Source organism: Undibacterium sp. FW305-107, from assembly GCF_058788535.1.
Genome location: NZ_JBYTAV010000008.1, coordinates 239,402 through 256,262 on the forward strand (window position 1 = coordinate 239,402; position 16,861 = coordinate 256,262).

16 protein-coding genes are annotated in these 16,861 nt (G+C 50.9%); 12 read left to right on the forward strand and 4 right to left on the reverse strand.

What is annotated here, in order from left to right:
• Positions 1-100 precede the first annotated feature (100 nt).
• The 4 genes from AC3WQT_RS19010 to crcB are packed head-to-tail and all read left to right on the forward strand — an operon-like array spanning position 101 to position 2,460.
• Positions 101-1,303, forward strand: a complete 1,203-nt coding sequence (locus AC3WQT_RS19010) for a molybdopterin molybdotransferase MoeA (protein ID WP_492706044.1) — start codon at positions 101-103, stop codon at positions 1,301-1,303.
• 42 nt (positions 1,304-1,345) lie between these two features.
• A complete protein-coding gene (gene moaD / locus AC3WQT_RS19015) occupies positions 1,346-1,603 on the forward strand; it encodes a molybdopterin converting factor subunit 1 (RefSeq protein ID WP_492706279.1) in 258 nt (85 codons plus the stop codon).
• A gap of 3 nt (positions 1,604-1,606) precedes the next feature.
• Positions 1,607-2,083, forward strand: coding sequence for a molybdopterin synthase catalytic subunit MoaE (gene moaE, locus AC3WQT_RS19020; RefSeq protein WP_492706045.1), 477 nt, complete (start codon positions 1,607-1,609; stop codon positions 2,081-2,083).
• Positions 2,080-2,460: a fluoride efflux transporter CrcB gene (crcB, locus tag AC3WQT_RS19025; RefSeq protein WP_492706047.1), complete on the forward strand. Its 381-nt coding sequence runs from the start codon at positions 2,080-2,082 to the stop codon at positions 2,458-2,460. Before moaE ends, crcB begins: the two co-directional genes overlap by 4 nt.
• A gap of 31 nt (positions 2,461-2,491) precedes the next feature.
• Here the strand turns inward: crcB and AC3WQT_RS19030 are convergent, their stop codons facing one another.
• Entirely contained in the window at positions 2,492-3,436 is a 945-nt protein-coding gene (locus AC3WQT_RS19030) for a phytanoyl-CoA dioxygenase family protein (protein WP_492706049.1), read from the reverse strand.
• A gap of 248 nt (positions 3,437-3,684) precedes the next feature.
• Here AC3WQT_RS19030 and pip point away from each other — a divergent pair, with 248 nt between their 5' ends.
• Positions 3,685-4,650 carry a prolyl aminopeptidase gene (pip, locus tag AC3WQT_RS19035; RefSeq protein WP_492706050.1) on the forward strand — a complete coding sequence of 322 codons (966 nt, stop codon included), beginning with the start codon at positions 3,685-3,687 and terminating at the stop codon, positions 4,648-4,650.
• A 38-nt stretch (positions 4,651-4,688) separates the two neighbouring features.
• Here the strand turns inward: pip and AC3WQT_RS19040 are convergent, their stop codons facing one another.
• Complete coding sequence (locus AC3WQT_RS19040) at positions 4,689-5,231, reverse strand: hypothetical protein (protein WP_492706052.1); 543 nt, start codon at positions 5,229-5,231, stop codon at positions 4,689-4,691.
• 117 nt (positions 5,232-5,348) lie between these two features.
• Here AC3WQT_RS19040 and clpB point away from each other — a divergent pair, with 117 nt between their 5' ends.
• Complete coding sequence (gene clpB / locus AC3WQT_RS19045) at positions 5,349-7,952, forward strand: ATP-dependent chaperone ClpB (RefSeq protein ID WP_492706054.1); 2,604 nt, start codon at positions 5,349-5,351, stop codon at positions 7,950-7,952.
• A 124-nt stretch (positions 7,953-8,076) separates the two neighbouring features.
• On the opposite strand, the gene AC3WQT_RS19050 is transcribed toward clpB, so the two are convergent.
• Complete coding sequence (locus AC3WQT_RS19050) at positions 8,077-8,862, reverse strand: AraC family transcriptional regulator (RefSeq protein WP_492706056.1); 786 nt, start codon at positions 8,860-8,862, stop codon at positions 8,077-8,079.
• A 139-nt stretch (positions 8,863-9,001) separates the two neighbouring features.
• On the opposite strand from AC3WQT_RS19050, the gene AC3WQT_RS19055 reads away from it, so the two are divergent.
• From AC3WQT_RS19055 to AC3WQT_RS19065, 3 genes are read left to right on the forward strand one after another with little or no spacing between them, the layout of a single operon-like run.
• Positions 9,002-10,234: an MFS transporter gene (locus AC3WQT_RS19055; RefSeq protein ID WP_492706058.1), complete on the forward strand. Its 1,233-nt coding sequence runs from the start codon at positions 9,002-9,004 to the stop codon at positions 10,232-10,234.
• A gap of 56 nt (positions 10,235-10,290) precedes the next feature.
• Positions 10,291-10,785 (forward strand): ribonuclease E activity regulator RraA, encoded by a 495-nt coding sequence (gene rraA, locus AC3WQT_RS19060; protein ID WP_492706059.1) that lies wholly within the window; start codon positions 10,291-10,293, stop codon positions 10,783-10,785.
• A 39-nt stretch (positions 10,786-10,824) separates the two neighbouring features.
• Positions 10,825-11,856, forward strand: a complete 1,032-nt coding sequence (locus tag AC3WQT_RS19065) for an N-acetylmuramoyl-L-alanine amidase-like domain-containing protein (RefSeq protein WP_492706060.1) — start codon at positions 10,825-10,827, stop codon at positions 11,854-11,856.
• A 17-nt stretch (positions 11,857-11,873) separates the two neighbouring features.
• Here the strand turns inward: AC3WQT_RS19065 and AC3WQT_RS19070 are convergent, their stop codons facing one another.
• Complete coding sequence (locus tag AC3WQT_RS19070; RefSeq protein ID WP_492706061.1) at positions 11,874-12,620, reverse strand: transcriptional regulator; 747 nt, start codon at positions 12,618-12,620, stop codon at positions 11,874-11,876.
• A 129-nt stretch (positions 12,621-12,749) separates the two neighbouring features.
• Here AC3WQT_RS19070 and AC3WQT_RS19075 point away from each other — a divergent pair, with 129 nt between their 5' ends.
• The 3 genes from AC3WQT_RS19075 to AC3WQT_RS19085 are packed head-to-tail and all read left to right on the forward strand — an operon-like array spanning position 12,750 to position 16,853.
• The gene (locus tag AC3WQT_RS19075) at positions 12,750-13,550 is read left to right on the forward strand and encodes a hypothetical protein (RefSeq protein WP_492706063.1); all 801 of its coding nucleotides are present in this window, start codon (positions 12,750-12,752) and stop codon (positions 13,548-13,550) included.
• A gap of 48 nt (positions 13,551-13,598) precedes the next feature.
• Complete coding sequence (locus tag AC3WQT_RS19080; RefSeq protein ID WP_492706065.1) at positions 13,599-14,405, forward strand: TatD family hydrolase; 807 nt, start codon at positions 13,599-13,601, stop codon at positions 14,403-14,405.
• Between the two features lie 15 nt (positions 14,406-14,420).
• Positions 14,421-16,853 (forward strand): DNA internalization-related competence protein ComEC/Rec2, encoded by a 2,433-nt coding sequence (locus tag AC3WQT_RS19085; protein WP_492706067.1) that lies wholly within the window; start codon positions 14,421-14,423, stop codon positions 16,851-16,853.
• The last annotated feature ends 8 nt before the right edge of the window (positions 16,854-16,861 follow it).

Sequence of the window (16,861 nt, forward strand, 5' to 3'; positions counted from 1 at the left end):
GATTTCATATAAAGCTTAGTGGCGCTCTCATAAGTCAATCGCCGGGACTCAGGCTACAATGCAGCTTAATACTACATAAGCTGAAGTGGAAATCTGAACTATGTCCAAACCCATGTTAAGCGCCAAAGAGGCGCTGGATTTTTTATTGGCAGCCGTGCGCCCCATTGAAGAGAGGGAAACGCTTGCAACAATCGCTTCCAATGGCCGCATTCTTGCTCAGGACCAGTCGTCTTTATTGAACGTGCCACCTGTGGACAATACACAGATGGATGGCTATGCCGTGTGTGCCAGCGATTGTGTCAGTGGTGAGACTCGTTTGCGTATTTCACAAAGGATACCGGCTGGCCATGTCGCCCAGGCCCTGGAACCAGGCACGGCTGCGCGCATTTTTACTGGCGCCATGATACCTGAGGGTGCAGATGCGGTTGTCATGCAAGAGCAATGTCAGGCAGACGGTGATTTAGTGACTATCAAACACCAGCCGCGGCCCGGTGAGTGGGTGCGTCGCCAGGGGGAAGATATTCAGGCCGGTGCCACTATATTGAAAGCAGGCACACGTTTGCGGGCACAGGAGCTGGGATTGGCAGCCTCAGTAGGTCTGGCGCAATTACCCATATTACGTCAGCCCAGGGTTGCCGTATTTTTTACCGGTGATGAACTCACCATGCCGGGCGAGCCCTTGAAGCCAGGGGCCATCTACAATTCCAACCGGTTTACCCTGACTGGCTTGCTACAAGACCTGGGTTGCGTGGTGACGGACTATGGCATCGTGCCAGACAAGCTGGATGCAACACGTGATACCTTGCGCCGTGCCAGTCAGGGCCATGATCTCATCATCACGTCCGGCGGTGTGTCAGTAGGTGAAGAAGACCATATACGTCCGGCCGTTGAAGCTGAAGGTAGCCTGAACATGTGGCAGATAGCCATGAAGCCGGGCAAGCCTTTGGCTTTTGGTGAAGTGGGCAAGGCATTCTTTATGGGTTTGCCGGGTAATCCAGTTTCCAGTTTTGTTACTTTCTTGCTGTTCGTACGACCATTTATCCTGCGCATGCAGGGTGTGGAAAAGGTCGCACCTGCTGCTTACCAGATGCGTGCCGATTTTGACTGGCTAAAACCAGACCGACGCAATGAATTCTTGCGTGCCCGACTGAATGCGGATGGTGGCCTGGATTTGTTCCCCAATCAAAGTTCTGGCGTACTGACCTCAACAGTCTGGGGCGATGGCTTGATCGATCTTGCGCCAGGTCAGGGCATACGCAAGGGCGAACTGGTACGATATATTCCCTTTGGCAGCCTGATGTAATCTGTCTGGCTTTGCTTGCCCATATTTCTAGTGTTTTAGATGATGAATATACAATTACGTTTTTTTGCCAGTGTCCGTGAAAAATTGGGCATGTCTGAACAAAAAGTAGTCTTGCCAGAAGGTATAAGCACAGTAGGCGAAGTCAGGTCCTGGCTAGCCGCGCGTGGTGATATCTGGGCTGAAGTATTGGCGCCAGGACGCGCTTTGCGGATGGCGTATAACCAGCAAATGTGTGAACCGGATACCGCTATCAGTGAAGGGGCGGAAGTGGCTTTCTTTCCGCCGGTTACCGGGGGGTGATACATGATTATCCGGGTACAAACTGCTGACTTTGATCTGAATACCGAACTGGTGCAACTGCGTCAAGGCAATCCTGGCATAGGTGCCGTGGTCAGCTTTGTTGGCCTGGTGCGCGATATCAACGATGGGCAGGATATCAGCGCCATGGAGTTGGAACATTATCCAGGTATGACAGAAAAAGCGCTGGAACAGATCGTCGCGCAAGCGCAGGCACGCTGGGATTTGATCAATACCCTCGTCATTCACAGGGTAGGTCCCTTGCAACCGCAGGATCAGATTGTTCTGGTGGCAGTGGCGACACGTCATCGTGGCGATGCTTTTGCTGCCTGCGAGTTCATCATGGATTATCTAAAGACCCAGGCACCTTTCTGGAAAAAAGAACAAACGTCAGAGGGTGCGCGCTGGGTAGATGCACGTGAAACTGATGATCTGGCCTTGCAAAAGTGGAGCCCGCCAACAAAAGCAGGAGAGGCTGCATGAGCTGGCTGGGTGCATTGGCGGTAGGTGTCGGAGCTGCAATCGGTGCCTGGTTACGCTGGGCTTTGGGATTGTGGCTGAATGGTGTTTTGCCCCTGTTCCCGGTTGGGACCCTGATCGCCAATCTTGGAGGCGGTTATGTCATTGGTTTTGCTGTTGCTTTTTTCTCTGCCAACCCGCATCTCTCACCTGAGTGGCGGCTGTTCCTGATTACCGGTTTTCTGGGTGGCTTGACGACTTTTTCCACATTCTCAGCAGAATCCATGAGCCTTTTGCATCGTGGTGACTATGGCTGGGCTTTGCTGCATAGTGGTGCCCATTTACTGGGTTCCATTGTGTGTTGTTTCGCCGGCTTTGCCAGTTATAAAGTGATTGCCTGACCGACTGTCTGATGATGCGCCAGGTGCGCGATCAACGCCAGGCTTCATGTATCTGCAAATGACTGGGCAACATATTGATGTATTGCACAATGCGTGGTTTTCTGCCTCGATTGGCGCGGCTGCCGTGCGGCAGGGCTTGGTGCCAGATGACCAGGTCAGCAGCTTTGCCACCTACCGGCATTGATCCCAGTGCATGTAAATCCTGCTCTCTGGGATTGACATCGTCAGGCAACCCATCCAGCCATGCAGCCAGCCGTCGATGAAAGCCAGGAACCAGTGTCAGCGCACCTTGCTCAGGTGGGGTATCGGTCAGGTACAGTACACCTTGCGTTGCAAATGGCACTGGCTGCTGCAAACTTACATCCCAGTGCAGGTCCGGGCCCTGAAAGACATGACCCGGTTTTTCAGGAACATTGAAGCTGCAGCGGTCGGTTGTCGCCCACAAATCTGCAGTTCCCCATAATTGCGCAAATGCTTTGTGGATGCGTAACGAGCGGCGGTTTTTTTCAAATGCGGCAGACTGGAATAACTGCACCATGATATTGGCATGTCCCTTGTGGTACCAGGATGTTTCATCGTTTTCACGTGCATCCAGAGCATCCCAGATGGTCTGGGCAGCCATTTCGCAGTCTGTGTCGGGTACGGCATTATGCAAAATAACAAAACCATGCTCTGACCAGTGCAGCATGTCTTCTTCACTCAACACCTCAGGCATGTTATTCACGTTCTCAAACAAGCTTGAGACATCGTACGGGAGTGCAGTGCCGTGATGCAAATTTTGCAGGCGGGCGATGGCGCTACTGGGCGGCAGGCCTGCTGTTTGTACAATCCATGCCTCGAAATCTGCAAAGGCTGGCTGGTTTTGTGAAAGATACTGCGCTGTTTGTTCCAAACCCAACCCAAGCACATGCAATAGCAAACGATCCCTGTGAGATTCAGGATCATGTCCAGTACCTTTGCCATTCAGGACTGCCATTGTACGTGACCAATAGCCATAAAGGCCCGGGACATGTAATTGTTCACGTCCATTCAAGTTCGCGTGGAGATCTGATAAGGGCATGATGGGCGGTGAATGTGAAAACAACATCATAAAAAATAAAAGTCTATACTGCAATACACAAACAGATGTTGCAATATTGCCTATTGCTTCTCAATACACATGGGTATAATCCCCGCTAACACTCTGAGCTACCTTATCCATTTCTTCTCTATTCTTTTATCTATATGAGCGCTGATACAAGTTCTTTATTTCCTGCCATAGAGCCGTACCGTACAGGCATGTTGCCAGTCGATGATACCCATACCCTGTACTGGGAAGAAAGTGGTAATCCTGATGGTCAACCCGTAATTTTTCTGCATGGTGGGCCAGGTGGAGGCACAGCGCCAAATCACCGTCGTTTTTTTGACCCTGCGCATTATCGCATCGTACTGTTTGATCAGCGTGGTGCGGGAAAATCCCTGCCTTTAGGTGAATACCGCAATAACACCACGGCTTTGCTGGTGGACGATATAGAAAAAATCCGCGTCATGCTGGGCATAGAACAATGGCTGGTTTTTGGCGGCTCATGGGGTTCTACACTGGCGCTGGCCTATGGTGAGGCGCATCCTGAGCGTTGCCTGGGTTTTGTCCTCAGGGGCATTTTCCTGTGCACCAAGGCTGAGGTGGAATGGTTTGTGAATGGCATGAAATGGTTCTTCCCGGAGGTGCATCAGCGCTTTGCCGAAGGCGTGCCAGCAGAAGAGCGCCACGACTTGCTGCAAGCTTATGCCAAACGCTTGTTCAGTGACGATCCCGCTATTTATACGGAAGCCGCACGTAACTGGAGCCGTTATGAAGGTTCTTGCATCTTCTTGCTACCGCAGCCAGATACCATTGCTGATTTTGAATCAGACGCCATGTGCATAGGCCTGGGCAGGCTGGAGGCGCATTACATGATCAACGGTGCCTTCATGCGCGAAGATCAGTTGATTGAGGATATAGACCGCATCCGTCATTTACCTGCTGTCATCGTACAAGGCCGCTATGATGTGGTTTGCCCGCCAGTGACTGCACACAGGCTGCACCAGGCCTGGCCAGAAGCAAGTTTGCAGATGATCGCTGACGCAGGCCATTCCGGTGGTGAGCATGGTATTGCTGCTGCACTGGTAGAGGCAACCAATCAATTTAAAAAATCCGGCAAATTCGATTAAGATTTTGCCGCTTGCTTTGTTTGGCTTTGCTATTCAACTCAGTTCAGCATACCCGCCGGAGGTGCCTCCGGCGCGTTGGCCAGCATTTCCAGGGTGAAGCCCCAATCTGCGTTTTCCACGGCATCCTGGAATAATTTGCAAAAACCATGCAGCAAACGCTTGCCCATGGCAATTTCAAAATTCTTGCCACCGGCTACTGTAAATTCCATCCTGAATGGCAGTTTCGCATGGACATGAAATTGTATATTCTCTGGCAACATGGCTTCTTTACCCAGAGGCCAGCTTTCAACATCATCTTCGAGTGGCGCATTGAAATGGCCACTATCCTTCATTTCCGCCACTGAAGCTTCATGTTCCATTTGCACCAGTTCTGAACTGGCATGGGCGGCACTGGGTTTGCTCATCTTGACTTGTTTGCCCATGGCCTCCAGCAAACCAGGCCAGAACTTCATGGTTGTGCGGCGGGTAAACAAGAGGTCTATTTCTTGTCTGGCCGATTTATCTTTTTCTGCAAACGAGAGTTTGAGCAGTAGCCTGTCCTGATCAGGAAGATAAGTAATTTGTATCTGATGTAAATCCATGTGGTCTTTGATATAAAACAAACATCGTGAAATGCACTGCGAGTTTAGCTTTGCCTATTCTTGAAATTGGCTGGCCTGCCCCAAATTGTATGCTAACTAATTCTTCAGGAGAGGGTCATGCGGCTCGATAAATTAACCACCAAGTTACAAGAAGCGCTCGCTGACGCGCAAAGTCAGGCAGTTGGCAATGATAACCAATACATAGAACCTGTGCACGTCTTGTTGGCATTAATCAACCAGGACGATGGTAGCAGCCATTCCTTGCTGCAAAGGGCAGGGGTGAATGTGACCGCATTGAGTAATGCCTTGAAAGCGGCCTTGGAAAGACTACCCAAGGTCAGTGGTACAGATGGGCAGGTGCAAGCCGGGCGCGAACTCGTGGGTTTGCTGAACCTGGCCGACAAAGAATCACAAAAACGCGGTGACCAGTTCCTCGCCAGTGAGATGATTTTGCTGGCATTGACAGAAGACAAGTCAGAAGCAGGTAAACTGGCACGCGAAAGTGGTCTGACACGTAAAGCACTGGAAGCTGCCATTGCCGCAGTGCGTGGCAGCAATAATGTTGATAGCCAGGATGCCGAAGGGCAACGCGAAGCCTTGAAAAAGTATACGTTGGACCTGACTGAGCGTGCCCGTCTGGGTAAGCTTGATCCTGTCATTGGCCGTGATGATGAAATTCGCCGCGCCATCCAGGTTTTGCAGCGCCGCAGCAAGAATAATCCTGTGTTGATCGGTGAGCCTGGTGTCGGTAAAACCGCCATCGTTGAGGGGCTGGCCCAGCGTATCGTCAATGGTGAAGTGCCGGATAGTCTGAAATCCAAGCGCGTTTTGTCGCTGGATATGGCGGCCTTGCTGGCCGGTGCCAAATACCGTGGTGAATTTGAAGAACGACTGAAAGCCGTGCTCAAGGAAATTGCCATGGATGAAGGCCAGACCATCGTTTTCATCGATGAGCTGCACACAATGGTAGGCGCAGGCAAGGCCGAAGGTGCGATGGATGCTGGCAATATGCTCAAGCCTGCGCTGGCACGCGGTGAGCTACATTGCGTAGGCGCAACCACGTTGGATGAATACCGCAAGTACATAGAAAAAGATGCCGCTCTTGAACGTCGTTTCCAGAAGATTATCGTTGATGAACCTAGTGTAGAAGCAACCATAGCGATCCTGCGTGGCTTGCAAGAGAAATACGAAGTCCATCATGGTGTCGATATTACTGATCCGGCGATTGTTGCAGCGGCAGAATTGTCACATCGTTACATTACCGACCGCTTCTTGCCAGACAAGGCAATTGATCTGATCGACGAGGCGGCAGCCAAAATCAAGATAGAGATAGATTCCAAGCCTGAGGTCATGGACAAGCTGGACCGTCGCTTGATACAACTGAAGATAGAGAAGGAGGCTGTCAAGCGCGAAAAAGATGAAGGCTCCAAAAAACGCCTGGTCCTGATTGAAGAAGAGATAGGTAAACTGTCACGTGAATATGCCGACCTGGAAGAAATCTGGAAGGCAGAGAAAGCGCTGGTACAGGGCAGCACCCATATCAAGGAAGAGATAGAAAAAATCCGTCTGCAAATGGATGAGGCTAAACGCCGTGGCGACTGGCAAACCATGTCTGAATTGCAGTACGGTCAATTACCTGAGCTGGAAGCACAGCTTAAACAGGCTGATACCCAGGCTGACAAAAACCAGCAAGATGGCAGCAAGATGAAACTCTTGCGCACGCAGGTAGGTGCTGAAGAAATTGCAGAAATTGTGTCCCGTGCAACTGGCATACCGGTATCACGCATGATGCAGGGTGAACGTGAGAAATTATTGCATATGGAAGACGCCTTGCATCAACGTGTCGTCGGCCAGCATGAAGCGATTACCGCAGTGTCTGACGCCATTCGTCGTTCGCGTTCTGGTCTGGGTGATCCTGGCCGCCCTTATGGTTCTTTCCTGTTCCTCGGACCTACCGGTGTCGGTAAGACGGAGTTGTGCAAGGCGCTGGCGAATTTCATGTTTGATACGGAGGAGTCCTTGATCCGTATCGACATGAGTGAGTTCATGGAAAAACACTCGGTTGCCCGTTTGATAGGTGCGCCACCGGGCTATGTTGGCTATGAAGAGGGCGGTTACCTGACCGAGGCGGTAAGACGTAAACCGTATAGCGTGATTTTGCTGGACGAAGTAGAAAAAGCGCATCATGATGTCTTCAATGTGTTGTTGCAGGTACTTGATGATGGCCGCATGACAGATGGACAAGGCCGCACGGTGGACTTTAAAAATACTGTGATCGTCATGACATCGAATCTGGGGTCGCATCAAATACAGGCCATGGAAGGCAGTGATCCGGAAGTCATCAAGATGGCTGTCATGGGTGAAGTCAAAACCCATTTCCGCCCTGAATTCATTAACCGTATTGATGAAATCGTGGTCTTCCATGCACTCGATGCAAAAAACATAGGAGCGATTGCCAAGATACAGCTCAAGACCCTGGAGCAGCGTTTGCGTCAGATGGACATGGGTTTGCAGGTCAGCGAGGATGCACTGCAAAAAATCGCCGAGGCCGGTTTCGATCCTGTGTATGGCGCAAGACCTTTGAAACGCGCTATCCAGCAAGAGATAGAAAATGTCTTGTCCAAACTGATATTGCAAGGCAAATTCGGGCCTAAGGATATTATTGCAATTGATGCCAAGGACCATGAACTGGTATTTAGCAAAGGCGGGGAACTCGCCTGAAAATGGATTGAACTTGAGGATAGATTACCGGTCTATACCTTTGTAGGAAAGCAAGTTGGGGCAGCGTGTAAATGCTGCCCTTTTTTTATCTGGAATTATGCAAAACATGTATCGCAGTGCCAGCTTACTTTTGCTTGAAAAAACTTGAAGGGGATTCACCAAAGGTTTTTTTGAACATGGCAGAAAATGCCGACTGACTGGCATAACCAAGTTCAGACGCCACTTGCGACAAAGGCATGCCGCTGGTAATTAATGGCGAAGCCTTGGATAAACGCATTTGCTGACGCCAGGCAGTGAATGACATATCGAGTTCTTGCTCAAACAGGCGTGACAGAGTGCGCGAAGATGCCCCCACTTGTACCGCATAATCTTCCATTGTCAGACCTGAAGCCGGGTCTGCCAGCAAAATTTCACACAGATTTTTAAGCCGCTTATCCTTGGGCATGGGCAGGCGTATAGGCAGTGCTTTTGCTGCTTGTAATTCATCCATGATGACCGCAGCAATATGAAATTCACGTGGGCTGGCGACTTCTATCACTTCCATACAGGCAATCAATTCCCTGAGTAATGGCGAAACTTCAAGTACCAGGCAATCGGTACCGCGAAAAGGTGCAAAATCGGCATGAATGTTCAGCAGTCGTAGATGCGAGGGTTCTATGATGCGTACCTCATGCGCCACATTTGGTGGTATCCAGATTGCTCTTAGGGGCGGCACAAACCAGGTGTTATTGTTTGCCAGTATCTGCATCATGCCCTGGGGCGTATAGGTGAATTGCCCCCAAGTGTGGCTGTGCATGCTGATGATTTCTTCTGTGGGCAAATTCCTGGCGGCCAGACGCACCGGACGCTCAGACGATGGTCGCTTGTCTGGCGCCTGGGGGCGGGTATCGGTGAGGATGTCAATTGCCATGATAAATCCTAATTTGGCGGAAATGCGATAAAGTTTGTCTACCTATCTTAAATCAGACTGGGTGAATTTGCATACACTGCTTACTTGAAAAACGTGCTTTGCCACGCGAAGAGTATTTGGAAACAGGAGAGGACTTTAAATGACGACAGCAGCGACAGCCCAGACAGCGCCGGAGGATGTGAAAAAGGATGTGATGGTGATCAGCCTGGTGGGCCTGGCACACGGTATTTCCCATTTCTTTCACATGATACTGGCCCCTTTGTTCCCCTGGATTAAAGATGCATTCAGCCTGTCTTTTGCCGAACTGGGTTTGCTGATGACAGTATTTTTTGTCATTTCTGGCATTGGCCAGGCCCTGTCGGGTTTTATCGTCGATAAGGTCGGGGCCAGGGCGGTTTTGTTTTTTGGTATCAGTTGCCTGGGCGTGGCTGCCCTGGTGCTGTCGATGTCGCAAAATTACAGCATGCTGTTGATGGGTTCCATGCTGGCTGGGGTGGGCAATAGCGTATTTCATCCTTCTGATTACACTTTACTCAACAAAAAAGTATCGACCCAGCGCTTGGGCTATGCATTTTCCGTTCATGGCATTACTGGTAATCTGGGTTGGGCGGCGGCTCCCGTGTTTCTGGTGACCATCGCTGGTTTGACGACCTGGCGCACAGCCTTGTTTTGCGCAGCTTTCCTACCTTTTACTGTTTTGGCCATTCTGGTTTTTTACCGTGACTTATTGCGTACTGAGGTGGTGCAGCATCAAAGTGCAGCGCATGTAGCTAAAGCTGCCGAAGGCGCGATGGATTTCATGCGTATACCTGCGGTGTGGATGTGCTTTGGTTTTTTCTTCATGATTGCCATGGCACTGGGCGGTATACAAAGCTTCTCGTCAGTCAGTTTGCGTCAGATGTATGACATGTCGCTGGGTTCAGCCACGACGGCCTATACCTTGTACATGCTGGCTTCGGCAGCTGGCATGTTGTGGGGTGGTTTTCTGGCGGCTAAAACCACCCATCATGACAGGACCATTACGCTGGCGTTCAGTTTCGCGGGGATTTTCTCGCTGATACTGGCCAGCGGCGCAGTCAATGCAGGCATCGCTGTTTTGCTGATGGGGGCAATAGGTTTTGGTTCCGGTGTCGCCGGGCCTTCACGCGATTTGATGATACGTGCTGCAGCGCCCAAAAACGCCACAGGCCGTGTCTACGGCATTGTGTATTCGGGCCTGGATTCTGGTCTGGCAGTAGCACCATTGATTTTTGGTGCCATCATGGATGCACATCATCCTTCCTGGGTATTTATCTGCGTTGGCTTCTTCCAGGTGTTGGCAATCTTGACGGCTGTCAATGTCGGCAGCAGGACCAGGGCATTGGCGGTTTGAGTATTATTGCTTAGCTGGTTAGAATGAAGCTCCAAACTAACTAACGAGGATAAATCATGAGCTTTGCTACCTGTGATATTTGTGACGCCAACGAAGATAAAATCGCCACGCATGAACTGGCTGTCATCCCGCCTATCTTCATGCGCTATGGTACGGTAGCAAAGTTCAGTGGTCAGGCAGTGACGCTGAAAGTCTTCGAAGATAATGTCCTCGTCAGGGAAACGCTGGAAACCCCTGGTAATGGCCATGTCCTGGTAATAGACGGTGGCGGCAGTTTCCGTTGCGCACTGGTCGGTGGCAATCTGGCTGCGCTGGCTGAAAAAAATGGCTGGGCAGGTATTGTCGTGCATGGCTGCATCCGCGATGTGGATGAAATCAACGCTTGTAATATCGGTGTGCGCGCAATGGCACCCATGCCCTTGCGTGCTGCCAAGCACGGTGGCGGGATGCGTAATGCGCGCATTAATATCGCGGGTGTCGCGATCAAGCCGGGTGACTGGATTTACGCAGATGCAGATGGTGTGCTGGTGGCGAGAGCAGCGCTGGTGTAAGCTAGCTTAAGCTAAGCTCATTGAGCGCATGCAGATCAAATGAACTGCATGCGTTTTTTATTGAGCAATGAGGTAAATCGCAGGCTATGGTATAAGTCTGACTTTAGTCCATTTACTTTATTTCCCATGCCTCCTTGCATCCTTGCCTTCGCCCTGGCTTCCGCTTTATTGATCGCTTTGCCTGTTCAAGGCCAGGATAAGCAGGCTACAACATCTGCCAGCCTCGCTAATGAGCCATTTCAAAATAAGAAGATCTTCCAGATGACGCCGCAGGAGGTGGATCAGTACCTGGCATACTTGCATGCCAATGTGCCCGACCTGCGTCAACGTATCACCCTCATCGCCAGAAAAAATATAGGCCAGCCCTACAAGTTGAACTTGTTGGGAGAATTTCCTTTTGAATTGCATGACAACCTGCCCATGTATAGCCTGACGCACAGCGATTGCCTGGTGTTTGCTGAACATACCTATGCCATGGCCTTGAGCAGTTCCTGGGAAGAATTCTTCTGGACTTTGCAACGCATACGCTATAAAGACGGCCTGATAGGCGTGACGACGCGTAATCATTACACAGAGGTGGACTGGAATACCAATAATGCCTGGTTGCTCAAGGATGTTAGTGCCGGCTTTGGCGCGGACAAGGTCGCAAACTATGACATCGTCGTCGACAGGGCCAAATTTCTGCGCGAACAACATCACAAGGAAACCAGTATTCCGGTACAAACCAGCCATGAAGCTTACGTCAAAGCCGACAAGGTCAATTCCATGCTGGATCAATTACGCGATGGTGATTTTGTGAACGTAGTATCGGACAAGGATGGTTTTCAGTCTATCACCCATGTCGGCCTGGTTGTGATTGATGCGAATGGCAAACGCAATTTCTTGAATTCTGCTGAGCCGCAAGTCAGGGAAGAAGGCTTTGATACCTTCATCAACCGTACCAATGAACGAACCCGGACCAGCAAGCAAGCCAAGCCACGCCGCTTGCTTGGTTTTAAATTCTTGCGTTTGCGCGACGATATCGTTATCCCCGGTGCCGTCACTTTGCCCAGGCCCAAACAGGGGCAGTAAACTTACGCCAAGTTACACTAAGGTTTTCTGCGCAGGGCAGTGAAGCTGGCTGGCTCCCATTCACGCATGGCCAGCAATACTGCGGTACCCCGCCTTTTCTTGAGCGGGCTGCTCAAACTCTCAGTATGCAGCTCAGCCAGTTTTTGTCTGAGCTGGCGTATCTCAGCCTGGAATTTTTCGGCGGCGGCATCTGTCAGCATGCCGTGTATGAAATGTTGTGATTCATATTCATGACTGAACGGCGCATCCAGAAAATCTGCCATGCCTGTGTCGTGGAAATATTGGCGTATGGGGCCGTGTGGCAGCCAGTCAAAGTCCCTGGCGATATTCAAACGTATGCGATTATTTGGCATCAGGCTGATCAGGCACAATTTATCCAGGCGCAAGAGTTTACTCAGGCATTCTGTTTCACTGAGTTGATAGACGTGCAGGATTTCTTCAAATTTCCAGTGATTCAAGGCACAAACTGCCACCAGCAGCAGTTTTGTGTCAGAGACCAACTCCTTTTCCTGTGCAGGGCTCAAGCTATGGATGCGGGTATTGCTTGCATTTGCCTCCTGCGTGATCTCCATCAGGCTAAAGCCCAGAAACTGGCTGATTTGTGCCAGCCTTTCTATACTCATATTGGCCCCATTATCGGTACTCAAGAGGCGCTTGATACTGGCCTCGGACAAATCCAGAGCTACAGCCACGTCCCTGTATGTTTTGCCTTGCAGCTTCAATTGCTGCTTGATGCTGTTCAATAATTGCCGGATTTCTGTCATGGTTTTGCACGCGCAAGGTTGCGGGATTTAATACTTCGATTATTGTATGGTGCTACTTTACCAGTATTGGTTACATTATTTGCTGCCTGTCTCCACAATTGCCTATCTGTTAAAACATAGGTGGGGAAAATGAAAACTGGATTGCGTACATTGCCTTTGCTGATTTCGACGCTGGCAGCCCTGGCATTATTACTGCATGGGCCAATAGTCCAGCTAGCGCATTATCATGACTTTGCAGACCAGTCAGACTGGGCAGGTATACCTCATGCCATTGATGTGCTGACCAATCTTGGCTTTGTGATAGTGGCGATGGTTGGTGGCTGGTTTTTGCTGAAGAAATATCGCAAGGGCGATGCTGGTGTCTCATTCCCCGCTTATTGTGTCTTTGCTCTTAGTATCGCTGCCACTACCGTGGGTTCCAGTTATTACCATCTTGCACCTGACGATGCACGCCTTTTCTGGGACAGACTACCCATTGCATTCGCCTGTTGCAGCTTGTTGGCAGCAGTCAGGGCAGACAGCCTGCCAGGCATGGATGCACGCAAAGCCTTCATGGAACTGGTGCTGTTATTGGTGGCGGCCTTGATGTCCGTGATCTGGTGGCAGCAGACAGGTGACTTGCGGCCCTATTTACTGATACAGGGTTTGACTCTGGTATTGATCCCCTTATGGCAATGGATATGGAAAGCAGAACGTGCAGACCGCCTGGCATTTGGAGCAGCAATGTTCTTGTATGTGTTGGCAAAAATCACTGAAATGCTGGATGGACAGATTTTGCAGCAACTCCAGTTCATGAGCGGACACAGTCTCAAGCACTTGCTGGCAGCACTGGCTGCTGGTCTGATAGTCTGCCGCTGGCGTGCTCACAAGGAAGTGCAAGCAAGAACCCCCGCTCAAAACATTGTAGTCTGCAGGCAAACTGCTTCATAATCAGGCTATTAATAAATTAGCCTGGGTTTGAAGCTATGTGTGGACATTATGTGGATAGATAGCCACTGTCATCTGGATGCAAGTGAGTTTGGCAGCACATCGCTGGCTGTGGCCGAAGCCGCAGCGCAAGCGGGTGTTTCGGCCATCGTTGTACCAGCCGTTCACAAAAGCAATTTTGATACTGTCATCGAATTGGGCAGGCAGCGGGATGATTGTTTTTATGCCCTGGGGATACATCCCATGTATGTGCCAACTTCAAAAGAAGAAGACTTGCTGCTCCTGCGTGAAAAAGTAAGTGCCTTGATGGCTGGTGCAGATGCACAGAAAAAACTGGTAGCCATAGGCGAAATTGGCCTCGATTATTTTGTGCCTGCGCTGACGCAGAGCCCTTTGAAGGAAAAGCAGGAATACTTCTATACAGAACAACTGAAGCTGGCCAGGGATGTTGACTTGCCGGTGCTGCTCCATGTAAGGCGTTCACAAGACATCATCCTCAAACATTTGCGGCGCATCAAAGTCAGAGGCGGTATTGCACACGCGTTTAACGGCAGTTTGCAGCAGGCACAGACCTTCATCGATATGGGTTTCAAGCTGGGCTTTGGCGGCGCCATGACTTTCACACGTGCCTTGCAAATACGCAGGCTGGCAACTGACTTACCCTTGTCCAGCATCGTGCTGGAAACTGATGCGCCCGATATTTCGCCAAGCTGGTTGTCAGAAGGCGCCAATACACCAGCACAGTTACCAAAGATAGGTGCCGTGCTGGCAGAATTGCGCAATCTGAGCCTGGCTGAAGTGGCGCAAGCGACTACCGCCAATGCCGTGCACATCATGCCACGCATGCAAAGGGGCTAGTCTGTGCGGGCGGTGATGTTGGGCTTTGTACTGGGCGTCGCCATTTTGCAGCAGCAGGCAGAGCTATTAAACAGCAACTTGCTGGCGCTGATGGTGGTTTCATCACTAGCCATCATTCTTCTTCTGGTTAAATACAAACCAGCACCTTGGTTGCATCTGCCCGCGCGCTTTGCGGTTGTCGCTCTATTGGGCTTCGTCTGGGCCACAACTTATGCGCATTTTTATATGCGCGAAGAGTTGCCCAAAAAATGGGAAAACCAGGATGTGGTATTAACCGGCATCATAGACAGCCTGCCTTTTCAGTTTGAACAAGGGCAAAGATTCAATTTCGCAGTGGAACAAGTGCGCGCTGATGGTGTCGGTGATTTGACTGGCATTGCCCGTTGGCCATCCAAAGTTGCATTGTCCTGGTATGGCGCGGACCGTGGTAGCGATATGCGGCAGGTGACGACAGTGCAGCCAGGAGAGCGCTGGCAATTCAAAGTGCGGCTGAAGCGCCCACATGGCAACGCCAATCCACTCGCTGGCTTTGATTATGAGGCATGGTTATTGGAGCAGGGTATACGTGCTACTGGCGCGGTGAGGCCTGATAAATATGAATCGGATGCCGTTATCTATAACCGCAAGCTGGCTGATTTTGTCTGGAGTATAGGCAATGTCGTTGAATACAGCCGCGCCAGATTGCGCGACCGCATCCACGCTGCCTTGCCCGGTCAGCCCTATGCTGGAGTGCTGGTCGCCCTGGTGGTTGGCGATCAACGCGAAATCCCTCAGTCTGACTGGACCATATTTAACCGGGTAGGCATAGGTCATCTGATCAGTATCTCTGGCTTGCATATCACCATGGTGGCGGGCTTGTTCGCCGGCCTGGTGTTTTACTTCTGGCGGCGTTCTTTCTTCCTCAATCTTTCTTTGCCCTTGCGCCTGCCTGCGCAAAAGGCGGCAGCACTGGCAGGTGCGTTGATGGCACTGGTCTATGTAGCTCTGGCCGGATTTGGTTTGCCTGCGCAAAGAACGCTGATCATGCTCAGCGTGGTTGCGGTGGCGATATGGACGGGGCGCATCAGCAGTTTCTCTGCAGTGTTAAGCCTGGCGCTGGGACTTGTCGTATTGGCAGACCCTTGGGCGGTCTTGTCCGCGGGTTTTTGGTTATCATTTGCGGCTGTCGGAGTCATCGTTTTTGCGACTGGCGGACAAGAGCGCGTCAAACCGCAAGTAAGTCGTGCTGCCGGCTTTATGCTTACCTTGCGTTCAGCATCACTGATGCAATATGCAGTAACCCTGGGCATGATACCGCTGACCATGTTTTTATTTGGCCAGATATCCCTGATCAGCCCGCTGGCCAATGCAATCGCTATTCCCCTGGTCAGCTTTGTTGTCACGCCTTTGGCTTTGGTCGGCAGTATCTTGCCTGCGCCTTTGTCAGGATGGCTGCTGCAAATTGCCCACGTCTTCGTGGATTTCCTGGCGCGCTTCCTGACTTACTTCAGTGCCTTGCCCTATGCAGTGTGGACTGCACCTATTCCCTCATTCTTGCTGTTTGCACTGGCCATGGCAGGTGTATTGTGGCTGCTGGCTCCTAAAGCCTGGCCTTTGCGCTGGTTGGGGCTCGTCTGTTGCCTGCCACTGTTATTGCAGACTTCACAAAAGCCAGCAGATGGAGAGTTGGCCGTGACGGCACTGGATGTAGGGCAGGGCATGGCTTTATTGCTGGAGACTGGGCACCACAGGCTACTCTATGATAGCGGCCCCAGTTTGGGACCGGAATCAGATAGCGGCAGCCGCGTGATTTTGCCGTATCTGCATGCAAGGGGCATTAATGAACTTGATGTGATGATGATTTCCCATAACGATAATGACCATTCTGGCGGAGCCTTAAGCATACTCAGGCATTTGCCTGTAAGCCTGTTAACTACGTCCCTGAGTCTGGATAGTTCCATCGTTCAAACTGCAAAGCAGCACAGGCGTTGCGTGGGCGGGCAATCCTGGGATTGGGATGGCGTGCATTTTGAAGTCTTGCAACCCGGCACTGCCAGTTATGAAAGCACGAAGTGGAAACCGAATGCCCGCAGTTGTGTATTAAAGGTCTCGACCAAACTGCATTCCATTTTGCTGGCGGGCGACATAGAGGCCATACAGGAAGATGAGCTGGTGAATACCATCCCACAAAAACTGAAGGCAGATGTGTTGTTGGCACCACATCATGGTAGTGGCACATCGTCCACAGAACCATTCCTGAAAGTGGTGCAGCCAGAGTTGGCAATTTTCCAGGTGGGCTACCTGAACCGCTACCATCACCCCAAGGCAGAAGTCTTCCAGCGCTATGCTGATTTTGGAATAAAACGTCTAAGAACAGATGAATCGGGTGCAATCAGCATACAATTTGGCGCATCATTGAAAACTTCACAATTCAGACAGGAAAATGCGCGTTATTGGTTTGGCCGGTAATGCTATAC

Coding starts and splice junctions, on each gene's coding strand:
- AC3WQT_RS19065 (WP_492706060.1), top strand. CDS start 10,825: ATGAACTGCATGCGTTTTTTATTGAGCAATGAGGTAAATCGCAGGCTA.
- pip (WP_492706050.1), top strand. CDS start 3,685: ATGAGCGCTGATACAAGTTCTTTATTTCCTGCCATAGAGCCGTACCGT.
- AC3WQT_RS19030 (WP_492706049.1), bottom strand. CDS start 3,436: ATGGCAGTCCTGAATGGCAAAGGTACTGGACATGATCCTGAATCTCAC.
- AC3WQT_RS19050 (WP_492706056.1), bottom strand. CDS start 8,862: ATGGCAATTGACATCCTCACCGATACCCGCCCCCAGGCGCCAGACAAG.
- moaD (WP_492706279.1), top strand. CDS start 1,346: ATGAATATACAATTACGTTTTTTTGCCAGTGTCCGTGAAAAATTGGGC.
- AC3WQT_RS19040 (WP_492706052.1), bottom strand. CDS start 5,231: ATGGATTTACATCAGATACAAATTACTTATCTTCCTGATCAGGACAGG.
- moaE (WP_492706045.1), top strand. CDS start 1,607: ATGATTATCCGGGTACAAACTGCTGACTTTGATCTGAATACCGAACTG.
- AC3WQT_RS19080 (WP_492706065.1), top strand. CDS start 13,599: ATGTGGATAGATAGCCACTGTCATCTGGATGCAAGTGAGTTTGGCAGC.
- AC3WQT_RS19070 (WP_492706061.1), bottom strand. CDS start 12,620: ATGACAGAAATCCGGCAATTATTGAACAGCATCAAGCAGCAATTGAAG.
- crcB (WP_492706047.1), top strand. CDS start 2,080: ATGAGCTGGCTGGGTGCATTGGCGGTAGGTGTCGGAGCTGCAATCGGT.
- AC3WQT_RS19010 (WP_492706044.1), top strand. CDS start 101: ATGTCCAAACCCATGTTAAGCGCCAAAGAGGCGCTGGATTTTTTATTG.
- AC3WQT_RS19085 (WP_492706067.1), top strand. CDS start 14,421: ATGTTGGGCTTTGTACTGGGCGTCGCCATTTTGCAGCAGCAGGCAGAG.
- AC3WQT_RS19075 (WP_492706063.1), top strand. CDS start 12,750: ATGAAAACTGGATTGCGTACATTGCCTTTGCTGATTTCGACGCTGGCA.
- clpB (WP_492706054.1), top strand. CDS start 5,349: ATGCGGCTCGATAAATTAACCACCAAGTTACAAGAAGCGCTCGCTGAC.
- AC3WQT_RS19055 (WP_492706058.1), top strand. CDS start 9,002: ATGACGACAGCAGCGACAGCCCAGACAGCGCCGGAGGATGTGAAAAAG.
- rraA (WP_492706059.1), top strand. CDS start 10,291: ATGAGCTTTGCTACCTGTGATATTTGTGACGCCAACGAAGATAAAATC.